This window comes from Bacillus sp. FSL R9-9492 (assembly GCF_038007365.1).
Lineage (GTDB): Bacteria > Bacillota > Bacilli > Bacillales > Bacillaceae_G > Bacillus_A > Bacillus_A mycoides.
This window is the reverse complement of the sequence record NZ_JBBOXC010000001.1, coordinates 3,867,519-3,887,489: the sequence shown is the minus strand read 5'-3', so window position 1 is coordinate 3,887,489 and position 19,971 is coordinate 3,867,519. Positions and strand designations below refer to the sequence as shown.

General features: G+C 37.0%; 20 protein-coding genes. All 20 read left to right on the top strand.

Annotated features, from left to right (window positions below; genetic code table 11):
• Nucleotides 1-278: 278 nt before the first annotated feature.
• The 20 genes from rimP (at nt 279) to MKY70_RS19580 (ending at nt 19,962) form a co-directional block, all read left to right on the top strand.
• On the top strand, nt 279-749 hold the full coding sequence (gene rimP, locus MKY70_RS19675) for a ribosome maturation factor RimP (RefSeq protein WP_002146103.1): 471 nt from the start codon (nt 279-281) through the stop codon (nt 747-749).
• A gap of 17 nt (nt 750-766) precedes the next feature.
• Complete coding sequence (gene nusA / locus MKY70_RS19670) at nt 767-1,873, top strand: transcription termination factor NusA (RefSeq protein ID WP_002014554.1); 1,107 nt, start codon at nt 767-769, stop codon at nt 1,871-1,873.
• Between the two features lie 11 nt (nt 1,874-1,884).
• Nucleotides 1,885-2,157 (top strand): RNase P modulator RnpM, encoded by a 273-nt coding sequence (gene rnpM, locus MKY70_RS19665; protein ID WP_002088161.1) that lies wholly within the window; start codon nt 1,885-1,887, stop codon nt 2,155-2,157.
• Nucleotides 2,158-2,469 (top strand): YlxQ family RNA-binding protein, encoded by a 312-nt coding sequence (locus tag MKY70_RS19660; RefSeq protein WP_002111365.1) that lies wholly within the window; start codon nt 2,158-2,160, stop codon nt 2,467-2,469.
• Between the two features lie 4 nt (nt 2,470-2,473).
• Complete coding sequence (infB, locus tag MKY70_RS19655; RefSeq protein WP_002014558.1) at nt 2,474-4,540, top strand: translation initiation factor IF-2; 2,067 nt, start codon at nt 2,474-2,476, stop codon at nt 4,538-4,540.
• A complete protein-coding gene (locus MKY70_RS19650; protein WP_002088157.1) occupies nt 4,537-4,818 on the top strand; it encodes a DUF503 domain-containing protein in 282 nt (93 codons plus the stop codon). Before infB ends, MKY70_RS19650 begins: the two co-directional genes overlap by 4 nt.
• Before the next feature lie 15 nt (nt 4,819-4,833).
• Complete coding sequence (gene rbfA / locus MKY70_RS19645) at nt 4,834-5,190, top strand: 30S ribosome-binding factor RbfA (RefSeq protein WP_000776437.1); 357 nt, start codon at nt 4,834-4,836, stop codon at nt 5,188-5,190.
• Nucleotides 5,191-5,280: 90 nt separating this feature from the next.
• Complete coding sequence (truB, locus tag MKY70_RS19640) at nt 5,281-6,204, top strand: tRNA pseudouridine(55) synthase TruB (protein WP_341025577.1); 924 nt, start codon at nt 5,281-5,283, stop codon at nt 6,202-6,204.
• A 43-nt stretch (nt 6,205-6,247) separates the two neighbouring features.
• Nucleotides 6,248-7,219, top strand: a complete 972-nt coding sequence (gene ribF, locus MKY70_RS19635; protein ID WP_002128800.1) for a bifunctional riboflavin kinase/FAD synthetase — start codon at nt 6,248-6,250, stop codon at nt 7,217-7,219.
• 100 nt (nt 7,220-7,319) lie between these two features.
• Nucleotides 7,320-7,589 (top strand): 30S ribosomal protein S15, encoded by a 270-nt coding sequence (rpsO, locus tag MKY70_RS19630; protein WP_001229392.1) that lies wholly within the window; start codon nt 7,320-7,322, stop codon nt 7,587-7,589.
• Nucleotides 7,590-7,750: 161 nt separating this feature from the next.
• Nucleotides 7,751-9,904 carry a polyribonucleotide nucleotidyltransferase gene (gene pnp, locus MKY70_RS19625; protein ID WP_002033682.1) on the top strand — a complete coding sequence of 718 codons (2,154 nt, stop codon included), beginning with the start codon at nt 7,751-7,753 and terminating at the stop codon, nt 9,902-9,904.
• 154 nt (nt 9,905-10,058) lie between these two features.
• Nucleotides 10,059-10,958, top strand: a complete 900-nt coding sequence (locus tag MKY70_RS19620) for a polysaccharide deacetylase family protein (protein WP_002033683.1) — start codon at nt 10,059-10,061, stop codon at nt 10,956-10,958.
• 86 nt (nt 10,959-11,044) lie between these two features.
• Entirely contained in the window at nt 11,045-12,286 is a 1,242-nt protein-coding gene (locus MKY70_RS19615; RefSeq protein WP_002088150.1) for a M16 family metallopeptidase, read from the top strand.
• A gap of 135 nt (nt 12,287-12,421) precedes the next feature.
• Nucleotides 12,422-12,670 (top strand): YlmC/YmxH family sporulation protein, encoded by a 249-nt coding sequence (locus tag MKY70_RS19610; RefSeq protein WP_050000361.1) that lies wholly within the window; start codon nt 12,422-12,424, stop codon nt 12,668-12,670.
• 172 nt (nt 12,671-12,842) lie between these two features.
• Nucleotides 12,843-13,745: a dipicolinic acid synthetase subunit A gene (dpaA, locus tag MKY70_RS19605; RefSeq protein WP_002088148.1), complete on the top strand. Its 903-nt coding sequence runs from the start codon at nt 12,843-12,845 to the stop codon at nt 13,743-13,745.
• Nucleotides 13,742-14,341 (top strand): dipicolinate synthase subunit B, encoded by a 600-nt coding sequence (gene dpaB, locus MKY70_RS19600; RefSeq protein WP_002111357.1) that lies wholly within the window; start codon nt 13,742-13,744, stop codon nt 14,339-14,341. The genes dpaA and dpaB overlap by 4 nt, the downstream gene beginning before the upstream one ends.
• Before the next feature lie 149 nt (nt 14,342-14,490).
• A complete protein-coding gene (asd, locus tag MKY70_RS19595) occupies nt 14,491-15,537 on the top strand; it encodes an aspartate-semialdehyde dehydrogenase (RefSeq protein WP_002014577.1) in 1,047 nt (348 codons plus the stop codon).
• Between the two features lie 23 nt (nt 15,538-15,560).
• Complete coding sequence (gene dapG / locus MKY70_RS19590; RefSeq protein ID WP_341025574.1) at nt 15,561-16,793, top strand: aspartate kinase; 1,233 nt, start codon at nt 15,561-15,563, stop codon at nt 16,791-16,793.
• Nucleotides 16,794-16,804: 11 nt separating this feature from the next.
• Nucleotides 16,805-17,683: a 4-hydroxy-tetrahydrodipicolinate synthase gene (gene dapA, locus MKY70_RS19585; RefSeq protein ID WP_002014579.1), complete on the top strand. Its 879-nt coding sequence runs from the start codon at nt 16,805-16,807 to the stop codon at nt 17,681-17,683.
• Nucleotides 17,684-18,291: 608 nt separating this feature from the next.
• Complete coding sequence (locus tag MKY70_RS19580) at nt 18,292-19,962, top strand: ribonuclease J (RefSeq protein WP_002014581.1); 1,671 nt, start codon at nt 18,292-18,294, stop codon at nt 19,960-19,962.
• The last annotated feature ends 9 nt before the right edge of the window (nt 19,963-19,971 follow it).

Below are 19,971 nucleotides of genomic sequence, written 5' to 3'. Positions count from 1 at the left end.
ATAACCATGTCATGTATATTTTGTGAAAAAGAGAGTGGGGAAACCCACTCTTTCGTGTTACTATCTACATTTTGCTTATGTAGATAGTAATGATATTTCTGTCGTATATACATATTTTGTTACAAGTTTTACTTCTTAAATTTGGTAATACTAAGACAGATATTCCCTGCTTAACGGCAGGGGCTTTTGTTAGCTAACGAGAAAGAATAAGATAGACCGTCTTTATGAACGGGATCTTTTCTTGTAAATGGTACATGGCGGCAGGAAGGAGGCTGTTTATGGATAAGAAAGTCACAGAAATTGTAGAAGCATTTGCGCAGCCAATCGTTGAAGAGTTAAATCTTGAACTTGTAGATGTAGAGTATGTGCAAGAAGGACAAGACTGGTTCTTACGCGTATTCATTGATTCTGAAAAGGGAGTCGAAATTGAAGAATGCGGTGCGGTAAGTGAACGTTTAAGCGAAGCTTTAGATAAAGAGGATCCAATTCCTCATCTTTACTTTTTGGATGTATCATCTCCTGGAGCGGAACGCCCATTAAAGAAAGAGAAAGACTTCCAGCAAGCGGTAGGAAAACAAGTGGCAATTAAAACATATAAGCCGATTGATGGTGAGAAGATGTTTGAAGGAAAGCTACTTTCCTACGACGGTACTACAATTACACTACTATTAACAATTAAAACACGTAAAAAAGAAATCCAAATTCCAATGGATAAAGTTGCAAATGCGCGACTTGCTGTTACGTTTTAGTAAGAAGGGGGATCTTCATGAGCACTGAGTTGTTAGATGCTTTGCTCGTATTAGAATCAGAAAAAGGTATTAGCAAAGATATTATTATTGATGCGATTGAAGCAGCATTAATCTCTGCTTATAAACGCAATTTTAACCAAGCACAAAACGTTCGTGTGAGCTTTAACCCAGAAGTGGGAACAATTCAAGTTTTAGCACGTAAGGACGTTGTAGATAATGTGTTTGATCCACGTCTTGAAATCTCTGTAGAAGAGGCAAGACAAATTAATCCAAACTACCAAGATGGTGACGTACTAGAAATTGAAGTAACGCCAAAAGATTTTGGTCGTATTGCAGCGCAAACTGCAAAACAAGTTGTAACACAACGAGTTCGTGAGGCGGAACGTGGTGTAATTTATTCAGAATTTAGTGATCGTGAAGAAGACATTATGGTTGGTATTGTACAGCGCCAAGATGCTCGTTTCATCTATGTAAGCTTAGGTAAAGTAGAAGCTTTATTACCTGTAAGTGAGCAAATGCCAAATGAGCAATATAAACCACATGATCGTATTCGCGTATTTATTACAAAAGTAGAAAAGACAACAAAAGGACCACAAATTTACGTATCACGTACACATCCTGGTCTTTTAAAACGTTTATTCGAAATGGAAGTTCCAGAAATTTATGATGGAACTGTAGAAATTCGCTCTGTAGCACGTGAAGCAGGCGACCGTTCTAAAATTTCTGTATATGCAGAGAATATCGATGTTGATCCAGTAGGTTCTTGTGTAGGACCGAAAGGACAACGTGTACAACGTGTTGTAGATGAACTAAAAGGTGAAAAGATTGACATCGTTCGCTGGTCGAATGACCCAGTTGAATATGTTGCAAATGCTTTAAGTCCATCACAGGTTGTTAAAGTACTTGTAGATGAAGCAGAGAAAGCAACAACTGTTGTTGTTCCAGACCACCAGCTTTCATTAGCGATTGGTAAGCGTGGACAAAATGCGCGTCTTGCAGCTAAATTAACAGGCTGGAAAATTGATATTAAAAGTGAGTCTGATGCGAAACAACTTGGTATTGTGACAGAAGAAGATAGCGTAATCGCATTCGGATTCGATTCAGCTGAAGACGAAATCGAATAGAGGTGATGAGTATGAGCAATCGAAAAGTTCCGTTACGAAAATGTATTGCGACGCAAGAGATGAAATCAAAACGAGAGCTAGTTCGCATTGTTCGTTCCAAAGAGGGCGAAGTGTCTATTGATTTATCAGGAAAAAAATCAGGACGAGGTGCATATTTATCAAAAGATAAAGAAAGCATTATTCAAGCCCAAAAGAAAAACATTTTGGAACATCATCTAAAAGCGAAAATCGACAGTTCTCTGTACGAAGAGCTTCTTGAGCTTGTTGAGAAGGAGTCGAAATAAGTGTCTGATTGGAAATCATTTTTAGGACTAGCAAACCGCGCTCGAAAAATTATTTCGGGTGAAGAACTCGTTTTAAAAGAAGTACGAAGTGGCAAAGCAAAGCTAGTATTGCTTTCTGAAGATGCGTCAGCGAACACTACAAAACGTATCATTGATAAAACCACGTACTACAACATACCAATGAGAAAAGTCGAAAATCGACAACAATTAGGGCATGCGATTGGGAGAGACGAGCGAGTCGTTGTAGCTATTTTAGATGAAGGCTTTGCGAAAAAGCTACGTAGCATGCTCGATACAAATTACCGGGGGTGAAGGTATGAGTAAAATTCGAGTACATGAATATGCAAAAAAAAATAATATCTCAAGTAAAGATCTTATGACAAAACTAAAAGAGATGAATATCGAGGTTTCGAATCATATGACAATGTTAGAAGATGAAGTAGTAAACAAATTAGATAATCAATATAGCGCTGGAGCGGAAAAACCTTCTGTTGCAGATGAGTTTGAAGTAGAAGAGAAAGTTGTTCGCAGTAAAAAGAACAGCAATAAGAATAAGAAAAAAGGCAAAGCAAATGAAGATAAACGTCAAGATAACTTTGCTGGAAGACAACAAACACCAATAGTAGAAACACCAGATAAAATCACTTTCTCTGGAAGCCTTACAGTAGGTGACCTTGCTAAAAAGTTAAGCAAAGAGCCATCTGAAATTATTAAAAAGCTCTTCATGCTAGGAATTATGGCGACAATTAACCAAGACTTAGATAAAGATACAATTGAGTTAATTGCTACTGATTACGGTATTGAAGTAGAAGAAGAAGTAGTTGTAAGTGAAACTGAATTTGAAACATTCATCGATGAGCAAGATGATGAAGAAAACTTAAAAGAACGTCCAGCTGTTGTTACAATTATGGGACACGTTGACCATGGTAAAACAACATTGCTTGACTCTATCCGTAATTCAAAAGTAACTGCTGGCGAAGCTGGTGGAATTACTCAGCATATCGGTGCATACCAAGTTGATGTAAATGATAAGAAAATTACGTTCTTAGATACACCAGGTCACGCGGCATTTACAACAATGCGTGCTCGTGGTGCACAAGTAACAGATATTACAATTCTTGTTGTTGCAGCTGATGACGGTGTTATGCCACAAACAGTTGAAGCGATTAGCCATGCGAAAGCAGCTGGAGTACCAATTATTGTTGCTGTGAATAAAATGGATAAACCAGCGGCAAATCCTGATCGTGTAATGCAAGAATTAACAGAATATGAATTAGTTCCAGAAGCTTGGGGCGGAGACACGATTTTCGTACCAATTTCTGCAATTCAAGGCGAGGGAATTGACAACTTACTAGAAATGATCCTTCTTGTGAGTGAAGTAGAAGAATATAAAGCAAATCCAAATCGCTATGCAGCTGGTACTGTAATTGAAGCACAGCTTGATAAAGGTAAAGGAACTATCGCGACATTACTTGTTCAAAACGGTACACTTCGAGTTGGAGATCCAATTGTTGTTGGAACATCATTCGGTCGTGTTCGTGCAATGGTAAGTGATATTGGTCGTCGTGTAAAAGTTGCTGGTCCATCAACTCCTGTTGAAATTACAGGTTTAAATGAAGTGCCACAAGCGGGAGATCGTTTCATGGCATTCGCTGATGAGAAGAAAGCTCGTCAAATTGGTGAATCACGTGCACAAGAAGCGTTAGTTGCACAACGTGGTGAGAAATCTAAATTCAGCCTGGAAGATTTATTCCAACAAATCCAAGAGGGCGATGTAAAAGAAATTAACTTAATTGTGAAAGCAGACGTACAAGGTTCTGTAGAAGCAATGGCAGCATCACTTCGTAAAATTGATGTTGAAGGCGTAAAAGTGAAAATTATCCATACAGGCGTAGGTGCGATTACAGAATCTGATATTATTTTAGCTTCTGCATCTAATGCAATTGTAATTGGATTTAACGTACGCCCTGATGTGAATGCGAAGCGTACAGCTGAATTAGAGAAAGTTGATGTTCGTTTACACCGTATTATCTATAAAGTAATCGAAGAAATTGAATCAGCAATGCAAGGTATGCTGGATCCAGAATTCGAAGAAAAAGTAATCGGTCAAGCGGAAGTTCGTCAAACATTCAAAGTAACAAAAGTTGGAACAATCGCAGGTTGTTACGTAATAGACGGTAAAATTACACGTGATAGTGGCGTTCGTATTATCCGTGATGGCGTAGTAGTCTTCGAAGGAAAACTTGATACGTTAAAACGTTTCAAAGACGACGTAAAAGAAGTTGCACAAAACTATGAGTGTGGTATTACAATTGAGAGATATAATGATCTTAAAGAAGGGGACATCATTGAAGCATACGTTATGGAAGAAGTGAAGCGATGATTATCGCTTCACTCTCATTCGAGTGTATGATTTACGATGTGCATTCTTTAAAAGAGAAACGAGCAATTTTGCAACGTGTGTTAACTCGTGTGAAACAGCGCTATAATGTAGCTGTTTCTGAAGTTGGGCATCAAGATGTATGGCAACGTACAGAAATTGCAATTGTTTCCGTATCCTCAAATCGTGTTGTCTGTGAAAAAGAAATGAATCGTGTACTTGAGTATATCGATTCATTTCCTGAAATTGAACGTACGATAACACATTTGGAATGGTATTGAATGAGGTGAAGAGTTATGAAATTACGTGCGAACCGTGTGGGCGAGCAAATGAAAAAAGAATTAGGCGACATTATCAGTCGTAAAATTAAAGACCCACGTATTGGATTTGTTACAGTAACAGATGTACAAGTGAGTGGAGATTTACAAATTGCTAAAGTATACATTTCTGTTTTAGGTGACGAAGAACAGAAAGAAAATACATTAAAAGGTTTAGCGAAGGCAAAAGGCTTTATTCGTTCAGAAATTGGCCAACGTATTCGTCTTCGTAAAACACCAGAAATTACCTTTGAGTTTGATGAGTCTATCGGATATGGTCATCGAATTGATACACTTTTACATGAAATTAATAAAGACGGTAAACGTGAAGAATAATGGATAGACATTTGTCTATCCATTTTTTCAATGTAAAATAAGTTTTGCATAATTGCAATTACTACAAAAGAATAATGATGAGGTGAGTATATGGAAGGTGTAGTATTATTACATAAGCCAAAGGGAATGACATCACATGATTGTGTGTTCAAATTAAGAAAGATATTGCGTGAGAAACGAATTGGTCATACAGGGACACTGGATCCAGATGTAACAGGAGTATTACCTATTTGCGTTGGGCGTGCAACAAAAATTGCGCAATTTTTAACAAGTGAAACAAAAACATACGAAGGTGAAGTGACATTAGGATTTTCGACAACAACAGAAGATGCTTCTGGTGAAGTTGTGGAGAAACAAGATGTAAATCGTGTCATTACACGTAAAGAAGTAGAAGAGGTACTAGCGGAATTAACAGGGACAATTGAACAAATGCCGCCGATGTTCTCAGCTGTAAAAGTTAACGGGAAAAAACTATACGAATATGCAAGGGCAGGACAAGAAGTTGAACGTCCAGTTCGTACAATTACAATTCATGAATTTGTATCACTTGATGAACGTGAAGTTTTTGAAGGGGAAAATATTTCATTTCGTTTCCGTGTAACGTGTAGTAAAGGAACATATGTAAGAACACTAGCAGTAATGATAGGTGAAAAACTTGGATTTCCATCACATATGTCTCACCTTGTAAGAACAGCATCTGGTGAATTTTTACTAGAAGATTGCATATCATTTGAAGAAATTGAAGAAAACGTGCAAAATGGAACAGTAGAGTCTATTTTCATCTCAATTGATGAGGCGCTAAGTAAGTTTCCAAAAATGGTTGTAGATGAAAAGCAAGCTGAAAAAATAAAGAACGGTATGTTCTTAAAGAATGAATTAGAAACAACAGCACCATTTATTACAGTATTTGATAAAAATGATCGTTGCTTAGCAATTTATGAACATCACCCAAAACACCCTGGAATGCTAAAGCCAATGAAAGTACTTGTGAATAATCAAGAACTAAAGCTATAATGAATTATTGGAAGGATTATTACAGAAAAAGGTGAATTCAAGCGTGAAACTTATTCATTTAACTCATCCACATGAACAAAATAAAATAGAATTACCACCTACTGTAATGGCATTAGGATATTTTGATGGCATTCATTTAGGACATCAACGTGTGATTCGAACAGCGAAAAAAATAGCGGATGAAAGAGGATGTAAAAGTGCTGTCATGACGTTCCATCCACACCCATCTGTTGTATTAGGAAAAAAAGAAGCGCATGTGGAGTATATTACACCGATGCGCCTTAAAGAAGAAATCATCGCAAGTTTAGGAATTGATATCTTATATGTGGTGAAATTCGATGAGCCATTTGCTGGATTATTACCACAGCAGTTTGTCGATGAGTATATTATTGGTTTAAATGTAAAGCATGTAGTAGCAGGCTTTGATTATTCATATGGACGTTTAGGGAAAGGGAAGATGGAGACTTTACCATTTCATGCAAGAGGGGAGTTTACACAGACCGTGATCGAAAAAGTTGAATATCAAGAAGAAAAAGTAAGTTCTACTTCATTACGAAAGTTAATTCGAAACGGTGAAATGGAACAAATTCCATCTATTTTAGGGAGAGCTTACACGGTAGAAGGAACAGTTGTACACGGTGATAAGCGTGGACGTCAAATTGGTTTCCCAACTGCAAATGTAGGTTTAAGTGATGAATATTTGTTGCCACCTGTAGGTGTATATGCGGTAAGGTTGAAGGTTCATGATGAATGGCATGATGGTGTATGTAATATCGGATATAAACCAACTTTCAAAGAGAATGAGCGTCAATTATCTATTGAAGTGCATCTATTTGAATTTAATAAAGACATATACGATCAAAGTGTTACAGTGGAATGGCACATGCGTATAAGAGAAGAAAAAAAGTTTAATGGAATTGATGAGTTAGTTGCGCAAATCGCTCAAGATAAAAAGGTTGCCCAAGAATATTTTGCGAGCGTAAAGAATATACTTGCTTTTTCAAATGAAAAGTAGTATTCTATGTTATGTACTTTATGACAACCATTACTTGGCATTGCGACTCACCGATGCTTGCTAGGTAACTGGGGGTTTAATTATTAGGAGGTGAAATAGGATGGCTTTAACACAAGAGCGTAAAAATGAAATCATTGCACAATTTAGAACTCATGAGACTGATACTGGTTCTCCAGAGGTTCAAATTGCTGTCCTAACGGAGCAAATTAACACTCTAAACGAGCACTTACGTACTCACAAGAAGGATCATCATTCACGTCGTGGTCTATTAAAGATGGTTGGTAAACGTCGTAACTTACTTACTTACCTTCGTAATAGCGATATCACACGTTACCGTGAATTAATCACAAAGCTTGGCTTACGTCGATAGTCAAAGAAGCGGGAATATTCCCGCTTTTTTGTTAGGTAAAAATATATCTTCTACTCTTTATAGCTTACTTAATTTTCGGCAATACTAGAGGAAAGAATATTGTGATATACTACCCATTTACATAGAAGAATTGAATATTTTAAATTGAGAGGGGTACTTAAATGAGTCAGGAAAAGCAAGTCTTCTCGATAGATTTAGCTGGTCGTCAGCTAACAATTGAAACAAGTCAGCTTGCAAAACAAGCAAACGGAGCAGTATTAGTAAGATATGGCGACACAGCAGTTCTATCTACAGCAACTGCATCAAAAGAGCCAAAAAATGTAGATTTCTTCCCGCTTACAGTAAACTATGAAGAGCGTTTATATGCAGTTGGAAAAATCCCAGGCGGTTTTATTAAGCGCGAAGGCCGTCCAAGTGAAAAAGCAATTTTAGCAAGTCGTTTAATTGACCGTCCAATCCGCCCACTTTTCGCAGATGGTTTCCGTAATGAAGTACAAGTTGTCAGCATCGTAATGAGTGTTGATCAAGATTGTTCTTCTGAGATGGCAGCTATGCTTGGTTCTTCATTAGCATTATCTATTTCAGATATTCCATTTGAAGGTCCAATCGCAGGTGCGACAGTTGGTCGTATTAATGGCGAGTTCGTTATTAATCCAACAGTAGAACAGCAAGAACAAAGTGATATGCACCTTGTTGTAGCTGGTACGAAAGATGCAATTAACATGGTTGAAGCAGGAGCGGATCAAGTACCTGAAGAAACAATGTTAGAAGCAATTATGTTTGGACACGATGAAATTAAACGTCTAATTGCATTCCAAGAAGAGATTGTACAAGCTGTCGGTAAAGAGAAAACAGCAGTGAAACTTTATGAAGTTGATGCTGATTTGAACCAAGCTGTACGTGAAATGGCTGAGACAGATATGCATTCTGCAATTCAAGTGCACGAAAAACATGCACGTGAAGATGCAATTAGCGTAGTGAAAAAGCGTGTAATTGAGCATTACGAAGCTGAGGAAGCTGATGCTGATACATTAGGACAAGTAAGTGAGATTTTATATAAAATTGTAAAAGAAGAAGTACGTCGTCTTATTACAGTTGAAAAAATCCGCCCAGATGGTCGTAAAGGTGACGAAATTCGTCCTTTAGCATCAGAGGTTGGCATTTTATCTCGTACACATGGTTCTGGTCTATTCACACGTGGACAAACGCAAGCATTAAGTATTTGTACATTAGGTGCATTAGGCGATGTGCAAATTTTAGATGGTCTAGGTGTAGAAGAGTCAAAACGCTTTATGCACCATTATAATTTCCCTTCATTTAGTGTTGGTGAAACAAGACCAATGCGTGGACCAGGTCGTCGTGAAATTGGTCACGGAGCACTAGGAGAACGTGCTCTTGAACCTGTACTTCCATCTGAAAAGGATTTCCCATATACAGTTCGTCTTGTATCTGAAGTATTAGAGTCAAATGGTTCTACTTCACAAGCGAGTATTTGCGGTAGTACATTAGCGATGATGGATGCGGGTGTACCACTTAAAGCACCAGTTGCTGGTATTGCAATGGGTCTAGTGAAATCTGGTGAGCATTACACAATTTTAACAGATATTCAAGGAATGGAAGACCATTTAGGTGATATGGACTTTAAAGTAGCAGGTACTGCAAAAGGTGTAACTGCACTACAAATGGACATTAAAATCGATGGTTTATCTCGTGAGATTTTAGAAGAAGCATTACAACAAGCGAAAGTTGGTCGTATGCACATTCTAAATCACATGTTATCTGTTATCGCTGAACCTCGCATTGAGTTATCTGCGTATGCTCCGAAGATTATTACAATGGCAATTAACCCAGATAAAATTCGTGATGTTATTGGACCAAGTGGTAAACAGATCAATAAAATCATTGAAGAAACTGGCGTTAAAATTGACATCGAGCAAGATGGTACAGTATTCATTTCATCAATTAATCAAGAGATGAATGAAAAAGCGAAGAAAATTATCGAAGATATCGTTCGCGAAGTACAAGTAGGCGAAATCTACTTAGGAAAAGTTAAACGCGTTGAAAAATTCGGTGCGTTCGTTGAATTATTTAGCGGTAAAGATGGACTTGTTCACATTTCTGAACTTGCACTTGAGCGTGTAGGTAAGGTAGAAGACGTTGTGAAAATCGGTGATGAGATTTCAGTTAAAGTTATCGAGATTGACAAACAAGGTCGTGTAAACTTATCTAGAAAAGTATTGCTAAAAGAAGAGCAAGAAAAAGAAGCAGCTAAAGAAGAAGCAGCTAAAGAAGAAAACGCACAAGAGCAACAATAAGTGAAAGCCAGTTTAGCTGGCTTTTTTTGTTATGTAAAAAATGTGATTTATTTAGATTTTTATGTGAGTATAGGTATAGTTTTCATCATAACGCTCAAATTAACAAAGATAAGAAGAAAATGGTTTCTTTTTTATAGTTAATGGGAGGGTTTATATGAAAGCTCGTATATTAGCGTACATATTTATATTTTCTTTATATATGGGTTGTGGCTCTTATTCCGTTTTTGCGCAGGATAACTTGCATGAAGAGATTCAAAAGCATGTAAAACAGTACGAGATTATGCCGCAAAATGCGATGATTGATAAGATTTGGAAGGCGACGCCTGGGTATAATGGAAAACAAGTGGATATAGAAGCGTCCTATAATAATATGAAGAAAATCAAGAAGTTTGATCAAAAACAACTTGAATTTAAGGAAGTATCACCGAGTGTTCACTTAGAAGATTTACCACCAGCTCCCATTTATCGAGGACATCCAAATAAAAAGATGGTGGGATTAACAATTAATGTGGCCTGGGGTAATGAGTATTTGCCACGTATATTAGAGATATTGAAAAAACATGATGTGAAGGCGACTTTCTTTTTAGAAGGACGCTGGGTGAAAGAAAACTTACGATTTGCCAAAATGATTGTCGATGCAAATCAAGAAGTAGGAAATCATTCTTACACACACCCTAATATGAAAACGCTGTCTACAGATGAAATACGAGATCAATTACAAAAAACGAATCGAATGATAGAAGCAGCTACAAATCAGAAAGTGAGATGGTTTGCTCCGCCAAGTGGAAGCTTTCGGGATGAGGTAGTAAAAATAGCGGATGATTTCCAAATGGGAACGATTATGTGGACTGTAGATACAATTGATTGGAAGCGGCCAGAACCGGGTGTGCTATTGCAGAGAGTAATGCGAAAAATACATCCAGGTGCTATCGTGCTAATGCATCCTACTTCATCTACAACAGAAGCGCTAGATACTATGATTAAAAATTTAAAGGAACAAGGATATAAAGTGGGGAATATTACAGAATTACTAGATGAAAAACGTGTGGATTAAATACATTTGCATGACATTCATCTCTAAACTTGTTATCATTAAATAATAGCAATTATTTAGAGAAACTGGCATTAGGAGGAAAGTTTTTGATTAAAAAATATACGTGTAAAAATGGTGTAAGAATTGTTATGGAGAATATACCAACTGTACGCTCGGTTGCGATTGGTATATGGATCCACGCAGGTTCAAGAAATGAAAATGAAAAAAATAATGGGGTTTCGCACTTTTTGGAACATATGTTCTTTAAAGGGACAGAAACGCGAAGTGCAAGAGAGATTGCAGAATCATTTGATAGCATTGGTGGACAAGTAAATGCTTTTACTTCAAAAGAATATACATGTTACTATGCGAAAGTGCTAGATGAGCATGCTAAATATGCATTAGATGTTTTAGCAGATATGTTCTTTAATTCAACATTTGATGAGGAAGAACTGAAAAAAGAGAAGAATGTTGTATGTGAAGAAATAAAAATGTACGAAGATGCGCCAGATGATATTGTGCATGATATGTTAACGAAAGCAACATATGAAACGCATCCGCTTGGATATCCTATTTTAGGAACAGAAGAAACGCTTGAAACATTTACAGGTGATACGTTACGTCAATATATGAAAGATCATTACACACCTGAAAATGTTGTTGTATCAATTGCAGGGAATATTGATGAAGCATTTTTACAAACTGTAGAGCAATATTTCGGTAGTTACGAAGGGACAACAAATCGTGAACAAGTACATAGCCCAATTTTCCATTTCAATAAAGTAGCACGTAAGAAGGAAACAGAACAAGCTCATTTATGTTTAGGATATAAAGGCTTGCAAATGGGACACGAAGATATTTATAACTTAATTGTATTAAATAATGTTTTAGGCGGTAGTATGAGTAGCCGTTTATTCCAAGAAGTACGTGAGCAACGCGGGTTAGCGTACTCAGTATTCTCTTATCACTCTTCTTATGAAGATACAGGAATGTTAACACTTTACGGTGGAACAGGTAGTAAACAATTAGATACACTGTATGAAACAATGCAAGAAACGTTAAATACGTTGAAAAATACAGGTATTACAGAAAAAGAGCTTGTTAACAGTAAAGAACAATTAAAAGGAAACTTAATGTTAAGTTTAGAAAGTACGAATAGTCGTATGAGCCGTAATGGTAAAAACGAATTGCTTCTTCGTAAACATCGTTCTCTTGATGAGATTATTGAAAGTGTAAACACTGTAACAAAGCAAAATGTAGACGAGTTAATTCGCAATATGTTTACCGATGAATTCTCTGCGGCACTTATTAGTCCAGATGGAAAACTGCCAAAAGGAATGAAACTTTAATCGATCTTGTAATTCATTCGCTTTCGGAAATAACCGTATCTCTTTTATATGAGATACGGTTATTTTTTTTATATATGCAGAATAGGTACTTATTATAGGATAACCTTCATAAAAAGTAGGATAGGGGGAGATTTAATGCGTTTAAGTGAATTAAGTGGCAAAGAGATTGTGGATTTAGAAAGAGCAGAAAAAATGGGAGTTTTAGGTCATGCAGATTTAGAAATTGATGAGAGAGATGGAAAAATACAAGCGCTTATTATACCTGCTGGGAAATGGGGAGGTTTTAAAAGAGAACAGCAAGAAGTGAGAGTAGAATGGAGAAAAATAAAGAAGGTTGGAAATGATATGATACTTTGCGATCTTACGAACCATTCAAGATCATAGTGAAAGATGACCATTTTGGTTGTCTTTTTTTTATCTTTATATAAAGAAGATAAATCACGTGTGCTTTTTGTTTTTCAATCACCTCAAACTCGTACATTACATATGATGTGGAGGAAAAAGAAAAAGTAGGCATTTTTCTTATAAATGAAAGAAAAAGAAGGTGAATTAGGGAATGTTGACTGAGATGCATATTGCTGTCATAGGAGGAGATGCACGGCAGCTAGAAGTAATTCGCAAGTTAGTCGAACTGGACGCGAAACTTTCATTAATAGGGTTTGAACAGTTAGATCATGGCTTCACAGGGGCAGCAAAGGAAAGTATACAAGATTTAAATTTCACTTCTTTAGATGCAATTATTTTGCCGGTTGCAGGGACGAATGCCAGAGGAGAAGTAGATACTATTTTTTCAAATGAGAAAGTTTCCATAACGAAAGAACAAATTGAAAAGACGCCAGAAAACTTCACTATATATTCAGGTATTGGTACACCTTACTTGGAAAATCTCGTAGCTACTACAAATCGCAAACTTGTAAAATTATTTGATCGTGATGATGTTGCAATCTATAACTCTATTCCGACCGTAGAAGGTACACTAATGATGGTTATTCAACATACTGATTACACAATTCATGGATCGAATGTAATGGTTTTAGGATTTGGTAGAACTGGTATGAGTGTTGCAAGAGCCTTTCAATCATTAGGAGCACATGTCAAAGTTGGAGCGAGACGTTCGGAACATATTGCTCGTATTACAGAAATGATGTTTTCTCCTTTTCATATGCAAGACATAGAGAAAGAAGTAGGTAATATCGATATTGTTATTAATACAATTCCGCATCTTGTTGTGACAGCGAATGTTCTTTCAAAAATGCCAGCTCATACGCTAGTTATTGATTTAGCTTCTAAGCCAGGTGGCACGGACTTTCGCTATGCGGAGAAGCGTGGAGTGAAGGCACTATTAGCACCTGGTCTTCCTGGGATTGTTGCACCGAAAACAGCAGGACAAATATTAGCGAATGTTCTTTCTCAGTTATTAATAGCAGATGCAATCGCAAAGGAGGATGATGAGAAATGAGTTTGAAGGGAAAACGAATTGGTTTCGGATTTACAGGGTCACATTGTACGTATGAAGAAGTTATGCCACATTTAGAGAAGTTAATTGCAGAAGGTGCAGAAGTACGTCCCGTTGTTTCTTATACTGTCCAATCAACAAATACTAGATTTGGCGAAGGGGAAGAATGGATTAAAAAGATCGAAGAAATAACCGGTTTTAAGGCAATTAATTCAATCGTTGGCGCAGAGCCACTAGGACCGAAAATTCCACTAGATTGCATGGTGATTGCACCACTAACAGGGAATTCGATGAGTAAATTTGCAAATGCAATGACAGACTCTCCAGTATTAATGGCAGCAAAAGCGACGCTTAGAAATGGGAAGCCTGTCGTATTGGCTGTTTCGACGAATGATGCTTTAGGGCTTAATGGAGTAAATCTCATGCGCCTAATGGCTACAAAAGACATCTACTTCGTACCATTTGGCCAAGATGCACCAGAGAAAAAACCGAACTCAATGGTAGCTCGTATGGAGTTACTTGAAGATACAGTATTGGAAGCGCTACAAGGAAAACAATTACAACCTGTTGTTGTAGAAAAATTCAGATATATGAATTAAAAAACGAAAAAAACGTACAATTTTTGTTGAAACCATCATTCTTACTGTAGAATATGATAAAATTAACGTTATTAAGATTAGAGGGGGCATTGTAAGCTCCTTCTAATTCTAAGTTATAGAAGGATTGGTATCTAGAAAGGGGCATAGTGATGGAAAAGCAAAAAACTTTTCATGTCGCTGTAGTTGGAGCAACCGGCGCAGTTGGTGAACAAATGTTAAATACTTTAGAGAAACGAGAATTTCCAATTGGGAAGTTAACGTTACTTTCATCTAAACGATCTGCAGGTAAGAAACTTGTATTTAAAGGCGAAGAATTTACAGTTCAAGAGGCAACTCCTGAAAGTTTTGAAGGAGTAGATATTGCACTATTTAGTGCAGGTGGATCTGTATCGAAACAATTAGCGCCAGAAGCAGCAAAGCGCGGTGCAATTGTTGTTGATAATACAAGTGCATTCCGTATGACAGAAAACGTGCCACTTGTTGTACCTGAAGTAAATGAAAATGATTTAAAAGAACATAATGGTATTATTGCAAATCCAAACTGTTCTACAATTCAAATGGTAGTAGCTCTTGAACCAGTTCGCCAGCAATATGGTTTAAAACGAGTAATCGTTTCCACATATCAAGCTGTATCAGGTGCTGGTGCGGCAGCTATTGAAGAACTTCATGAACAATCACAAGCAATCTTAAATGGCGAAGAAGTAAAGGCGAATGTTTTACCTGTATCAGGTGACGAAAAGCATTTCCAAATCGCTTTTAATGCTATTCCACAGATTGATAAATTCCAAGATAATGGATTTACATTCGAAGAAATGAAAATGATTAATGAAACGAAAAAAATTATGCATATGCCTGAATTAGAAGTAGCTGCGACATGTGTACGTTTACCAGTTGTATCGGGTCATTCCGAGTCTGTGTACATTGAAGTAGATAAAGAAGGCGTAACAGTAGAAGAAATGAAAAACTTACTTGCAAATGCAGAAGGTATTGTACTGCAAGATAATCCAGCAGAGCAGTTATATCCAATGCCAGCTACTGCAGTAGGTAAAAATGAAGTATTCGTTGGAAGAATCCGTAAAGATTTAAATAATGATAAAGGATTCCACCTTTGGGTCGTATCTGATAACTTATTAAAAGGCGCTGCATGGAATTCTGTTCAAATTGCAGAGCGCTTAGTAAAATTACAATTAGTGTAAACGGCTAAGAGAAGGTGCAAAATATGAAAATTATTGTTCAAAAATTTGGTGGTACATCAGTACGTGATGACAATGGGCGCAAGCATGCGCTTCACCATATAAAAAAATCGTTAGCTGCTGGTTATAAAGTAGTTACTGTTGTATCAGCAATGGGCCGTAAAGGTGAACCGTATGCAACTGATACGTTATTAAGTCTTGTAAATCAAGAGGAACCTAATATTTCTAAACGTGAGCAAGATTTATTATTATCATGCGGAGAATTAATCTCAGCAATTGTTTTCTCTAACATGTTGAATGAGAATGGTATAAAAGCAGCAGCATTAAATGGTGCGCAAGCTGGTTTTGTAACGAATAATGACTTTACGAATGCTAAGATTATTGAAATGAATTGCGATCGTATACATGAAGAGTTACAAAATGTAGATGTTATCGTCGTGACTGGATTCCAAGGTCAAACGAAAAATGGAGATACGACAACACTTGGACGCGGAGGTAGTGATACCTCAGCTTCAGCATTAGGTGTTGCGCTTCATGCTGAATATATCGATATCTTCACAGATGTTGAAGGTGTTATGACTGCGGATCCTCGTATCGTAAAAGATGCACGTCATCTTCAAACTGTAACATATAACGAGATTTGTAACATGGCTTATCAGGGTGCGAAAGTTGTTCATCCGCGTGCGGTTGAAATTGCGATGCATGCAAAAGTACCACTTCGTGTACGTTCTACGTATTCTGATAGTGAAGGTACGCTTATTGCGGCATATGATGGTGCTACAAAAGGGCAGGATGTAGAAGAACGTCCTGTTACAGGGATTGCCCATGTGTCAAACGTAACGCAAATTAAAGTGCTTGCAAAAGAAACTGCATATGATTTACAACAACACGTGTTTAAAGAAATGGCTAATGAAGGGATTAGTGTGGACTTAATTAACATTTCTCCTACCGGTGTAGCTTACACAGTAAAGGATAGTGTATCAGCGCGTGCAGTTGAGGTTTTAAAGCAACTTGGATATAATCCAGTGGTGACAGAGCATTGTGCCAAGGTTTCTATCGTTGGTGCTGGAATGGCAGGTATTCCAGGGGTTACAGCGAAAATTGTCACAGCTTTAGCGGAAAAAGGTATTCAAATTCTGCAATCAGCAGATAGTCATACGACAATTTGGGTTCTTGTAAAAGAAGCCGATTTAGTGGAGGCTGTGAATGCATTACATAGTGCATTTGAGCTTTCAAAAGAAAAGCAACTGGAACAATAAGGAGTGAGATCATGATAGATTTTGGGACAATTGCAACCGCGATGGTAACACCGTTTGATAAAAATGGTAATATCGATTTTGCAAAGACAACGAAATTGGTAAATTATTTAATTGATAACGGTACAACAGCAATCGTGGTAGGAGGGACGACTGGAGAATCTCCTACATTAACATCAGAAGAAAAAGTAGCGTTATATCGCCATGTCGTATCTGTTGTCGATAAAAGGGTGCCCGTCATCGCTGGAACAGGTAGCAATAATACGCATGCTTCTGTCGATTTAACAAAAAAGGCAACTGAAGTTGGTGTTGATGCAGTTATGCTAGTGGCACCGTATTATAATAAACCGAGTCAAGAAGGGATGTACCAGCACTTTAAAACAATCGCTGAAAGCACTCCGCTTCCGGTAATGCTATATAATGTTCCAGGACGATCTATTGTACAAATCTCCGTTGATACAGTTGTTCGTTTATCAGAAATAGAAAACATTGTTGCGATTAAAGATGCAGGCGGCGATGTATTAACAATGACAGAAATCATTGAAAAAACAGCGGACGACTTTGCAGTATACAGCGGTGATGATGGTTTAACATTACCAGCTATGGCAATTGGAGCAAAAGGTATTGTTTCTGTAGCATCTCATGTTATCGGGAATGAAATGCAAGAAATGATTGCTGCATTCCAAGCTGGAGAGTTCAAAAAAGCGCAGAAATTACATCAATTACTAGTAAAAGTAACGGATGCACTATTTATGGCGCCGAGCCCAACACCAGTAAAAACAGCATTACAAATGGTGGGATTAGATGTAGGTTCTGTACGTTTGCCACTTCTTCCATTAACGGAAGAAGAAAGAATAACGTTACAATCCGTAATGCAATCTATTCCTCGTTAATAAAAATGACCTAGTGTGAAACTAGGTCATTTTTATTTTGACTAACTATATGTAAGTGATGAAAATTAGCTATAGTTAATAGGCTGTAATAAGAAGGGGATGGCAGGGGGGAGAATTAGTAAGAAACTGATTACAGAGATAAGATTTTTTTAGTGAATATCGTTTCATATTTATGTAAAGAATTTACATAAATATTTTTCCATCAAACTCTTATTACGTAGGGAAAATAGTAAAACTGATATGAATTTTGCCCTCTTAAATTATAATCTCATTTTAGTGTCTTCTCTTGTCTTTCGCATAATTTAACTTGTGTTCTATTTCTTGTATCAGTTATAATATGGCTAAGTAGCTTAGTACGGGTATGCTTAGCAAAATTGGTAAAAATTACGATTTAATGAAATTTTCATATCATATCGAATAAGATATTTGATTTATATAATGAAAGAGAGGTGAAACCTGGTTTAAAAAATTAACAAGGACATGATATCGCATAACGGTAAGGACATTCGTCTTGGACGGTGAATATATGGTGGTTGTAGAGTTTCCCCTGGTGTCTCTGCAATTTTAGTGAAATCAGTGTTTGCAAGATTTTTAAACCAGGCAACAACATGAAGAGAAAAGAGAATGAGTCTGTTAAAGTATTTGCTCTTGGCGGAGTAGGTGAAATCGGAAAAAACATGTACTGTGTTGAAATTGATTCTGAAATCTTTATTGTAGATGCCGGATTGATGTTCCCGGGAGATGAAATGTTTGGGATTGATATTGTTATTCCTGACATTACATATTTAGTAGAAAATCAAGAGCGAGTAAAAGGACTATTTATTACCCATGGTCATGAAGATCATATTGGTGGAATTGTTTATGTGCTTCGTAAATTATCTATTCCAGTATATGCGACGAAATTAACGGTAGGACTTATACAAGAAAAGCTTGGCGAAGCAGGAATGTTAGGCCGTGTAGACTTAAAAACAATTGACTCGAATTCAACAGTAGAGTTTAATTCAACAAATGTGTCATTCTTCGGAACGACACATAGTATTCCGGATTCTGTGGGTGTTTGTTTCCATACATCAAAAGGTGCTGTAGTATATACAGGAGACTTTAAATTTGATCAAACTCCAATCGGAAATAGTGGAGCAGATCTTGGGAAAATGGCGCAAATTGGAAATGAAGGCGTACTTTGCTTGTTATCTGATAGTACAAACGCTGAACGTCCTGGTTATACAGGTTCGGAAAAAGAAGTTGGTATAGAGATTTCTAAAGTATTCTATAGTTCAGAAGGGCGTATTATTGTTGCTTCATTTGCCTCCAATGTACATCGTATTCAACAAGTGTTTGATGCAGCTGCTGAAACTGGAAGGAAAGTAGCGGTAGTAGGACGTAGCATGGTGAAAGTGGTAGATATTGCAAGACGTCTTGGTTATTTAGATGTTCCAGAAGGTATGGTTATTTCATTACAAGAAATAGACAATTTCCCGGAAAAAAAGGTAGCTATCTTAACGACTGGTAGTCAAGGGGAACCGATGGCAGCCCTTTCTAGAATGGCGAAACAAGCTCATAAACAAATTTCAATTCGTAAAGGTGATACTGTTATTATTGCAGCTTCTCCAATTCCAGGAAATGAAGTATCTGTATCAAAAATTATTGACTTGTTATTTAGATCTGGTGCTGAGGTTATTTATTACGGTGAAAGAAAAGTTCACGTTTCAGGTCATGGTAGCCAAGAAGAATTAAAGCTGATGATAAATTTAATGAAGCCGAAGTATTTTGTACCCGTACATGGTGAGTTCCGTATGCAAAAAGCACATGCGTATTTAGCGGAAGATGTAGGTATTGCGAGAGAGAATATCTTTATCGTAGAAAAAGGCGATGTAATTGCTTTTGGTGACGATGAAGCAAAATTAGCTGGTAAAGTGCAAGCTGGTAATGTTTTAATTGATGGATTAGGTGTAGGTGACGTCGGTAACATCGTTCTTCGAGATAGAAAGATGTTATCTCAAGATGGAATTTTAGTTGTTGTTGTAACACTTGGTAAGGATGAAAAGAAAATAATCTCTGGTCCAGAAATTATTTCACGCGGCTTTGTATATGTTCGTGAATCAGAAGCATTAATCGAACGATCCACAGATATTGTACGTATGATTGTTGAACAATCAATTAAAGAATATACAATTGAATGGTCTATGTTGAAACAAAATATTCGTGAATTATTAGGGCAGTTCTTGTACGAAGAAACGAAGAGAAAGCCAATGATTTTACCGATTATTATGGAAGTATAAAGAAGGTCA

Bases quoted from the DNA above. Each gene is read 5' to 3' on its own strand.
- dapA (WP_002014579.1), top strand. From the start codon at position 16,805: ATGATAGATTTTGGGACAATTGCAACCGCGATGGTAACACCGTTTGAT.
- dpaA (WP_002088148.1), top strand. From the start codon at position 12,843: ATGTTGACTGAGATGCATATTGCTGTCATAGGAGGAGATGCACGGCAG.
- MKY70_RS19620 (WP_002033683.1), top strand. From the start codon at position 10,059: ATGAAAGCTCGTATATTAGCGTACATATTTATATTTTCTTTATATATG.
- truB (WP_341025577.1), top strand. From the start codon at position 5,281: ATGGAAGGTGTAGTATTATTACATAAGCCAAAGGGAATGACATCACAT.
- MKY70_RS19650 (WP_002088157.1), top strand. From the start codon at position 4,537: ATGATTATCGCTTCACTCTCATTCGAGTGTATGATTTACGATGTGCAT.
- infB (WP_002014558.1), top strand. From the start codon at position 2,474: ATGAGTAAAATTCGAGTACATGAATATGCAAAAAAAAATAATATCTCA.
- asd (WP_002014577.1), top strand. From the start codon at position 14,491: ATGGAAAAGCAAAAAACTTTTCATGTCGCTGTAGTTGGAGCAACCGGC.
- rbfA (WP_000776437.1), top strand. From the start codon at position 4,834: ATGAAATTACGTGCGAACCGTGTGGGCGAGCAAATGAAAAAAGAATTA.
- pnp (WP_002033682.1), top strand. From the start codon at position 7,751: ATGAGTCAGGAAAAGCAAGTCTTCTCGATAGATTTAGCTGGTCGTCAG.
- rimP (WP_002146103.1), top strand. From the start codon at position 279: ATGGATAAGAAAGTCACAGAAATTGTAGAAGCATTTGCGCAGCCAATC.
- rpsO (WP_001229392.1), top strand. From the start codon at position 7,320: ATGGCTTTAACACAAGAGCGTAAAAATGAAATCATTGCACAATTTAGA.
- dapG (WP_341025574.1), top strand. From the start codon at position 15,561: ATGAAAATTATTGTTCAAAAATTTGGTGGTACATCAGTACGTGATGAC.
- rnpM (WP_002088161.1), top strand. From the start codon at position 1,885: ATGAGCAATCGAAAAGTTCCGTTACGAAAATGTATTGCGACGCAAGAG.
- dpaB (WP_002111357.1), top strand. From the start codon at position 13,742: ATGAGTTTGAAGGGAAAACGAATTGGTTTCGGATTTACAGGGTCACAT.
- nusA (WP_002014554.1), top strand. From the start codon at position 767: ATGAGCACTGAGTTGTTAGATGCTTTGCTCGTATTAGAATCAGAAAAA.
- MKY70_RS19610 (WP_050000361.1), top strand. From the start codon at position 12,422: ATGCGTTTAAGTGAATTAAGTGGCAAAGAGATTGTGGATTTAGAAAGA.
- MKY70_RS19580 (WP_002014581.1), top strand. From the start codon at position 18,292: ATGAAGAGAAAAGAGAATGAGTCTGTTAAAGTATTTGCTCTTGGCGGA.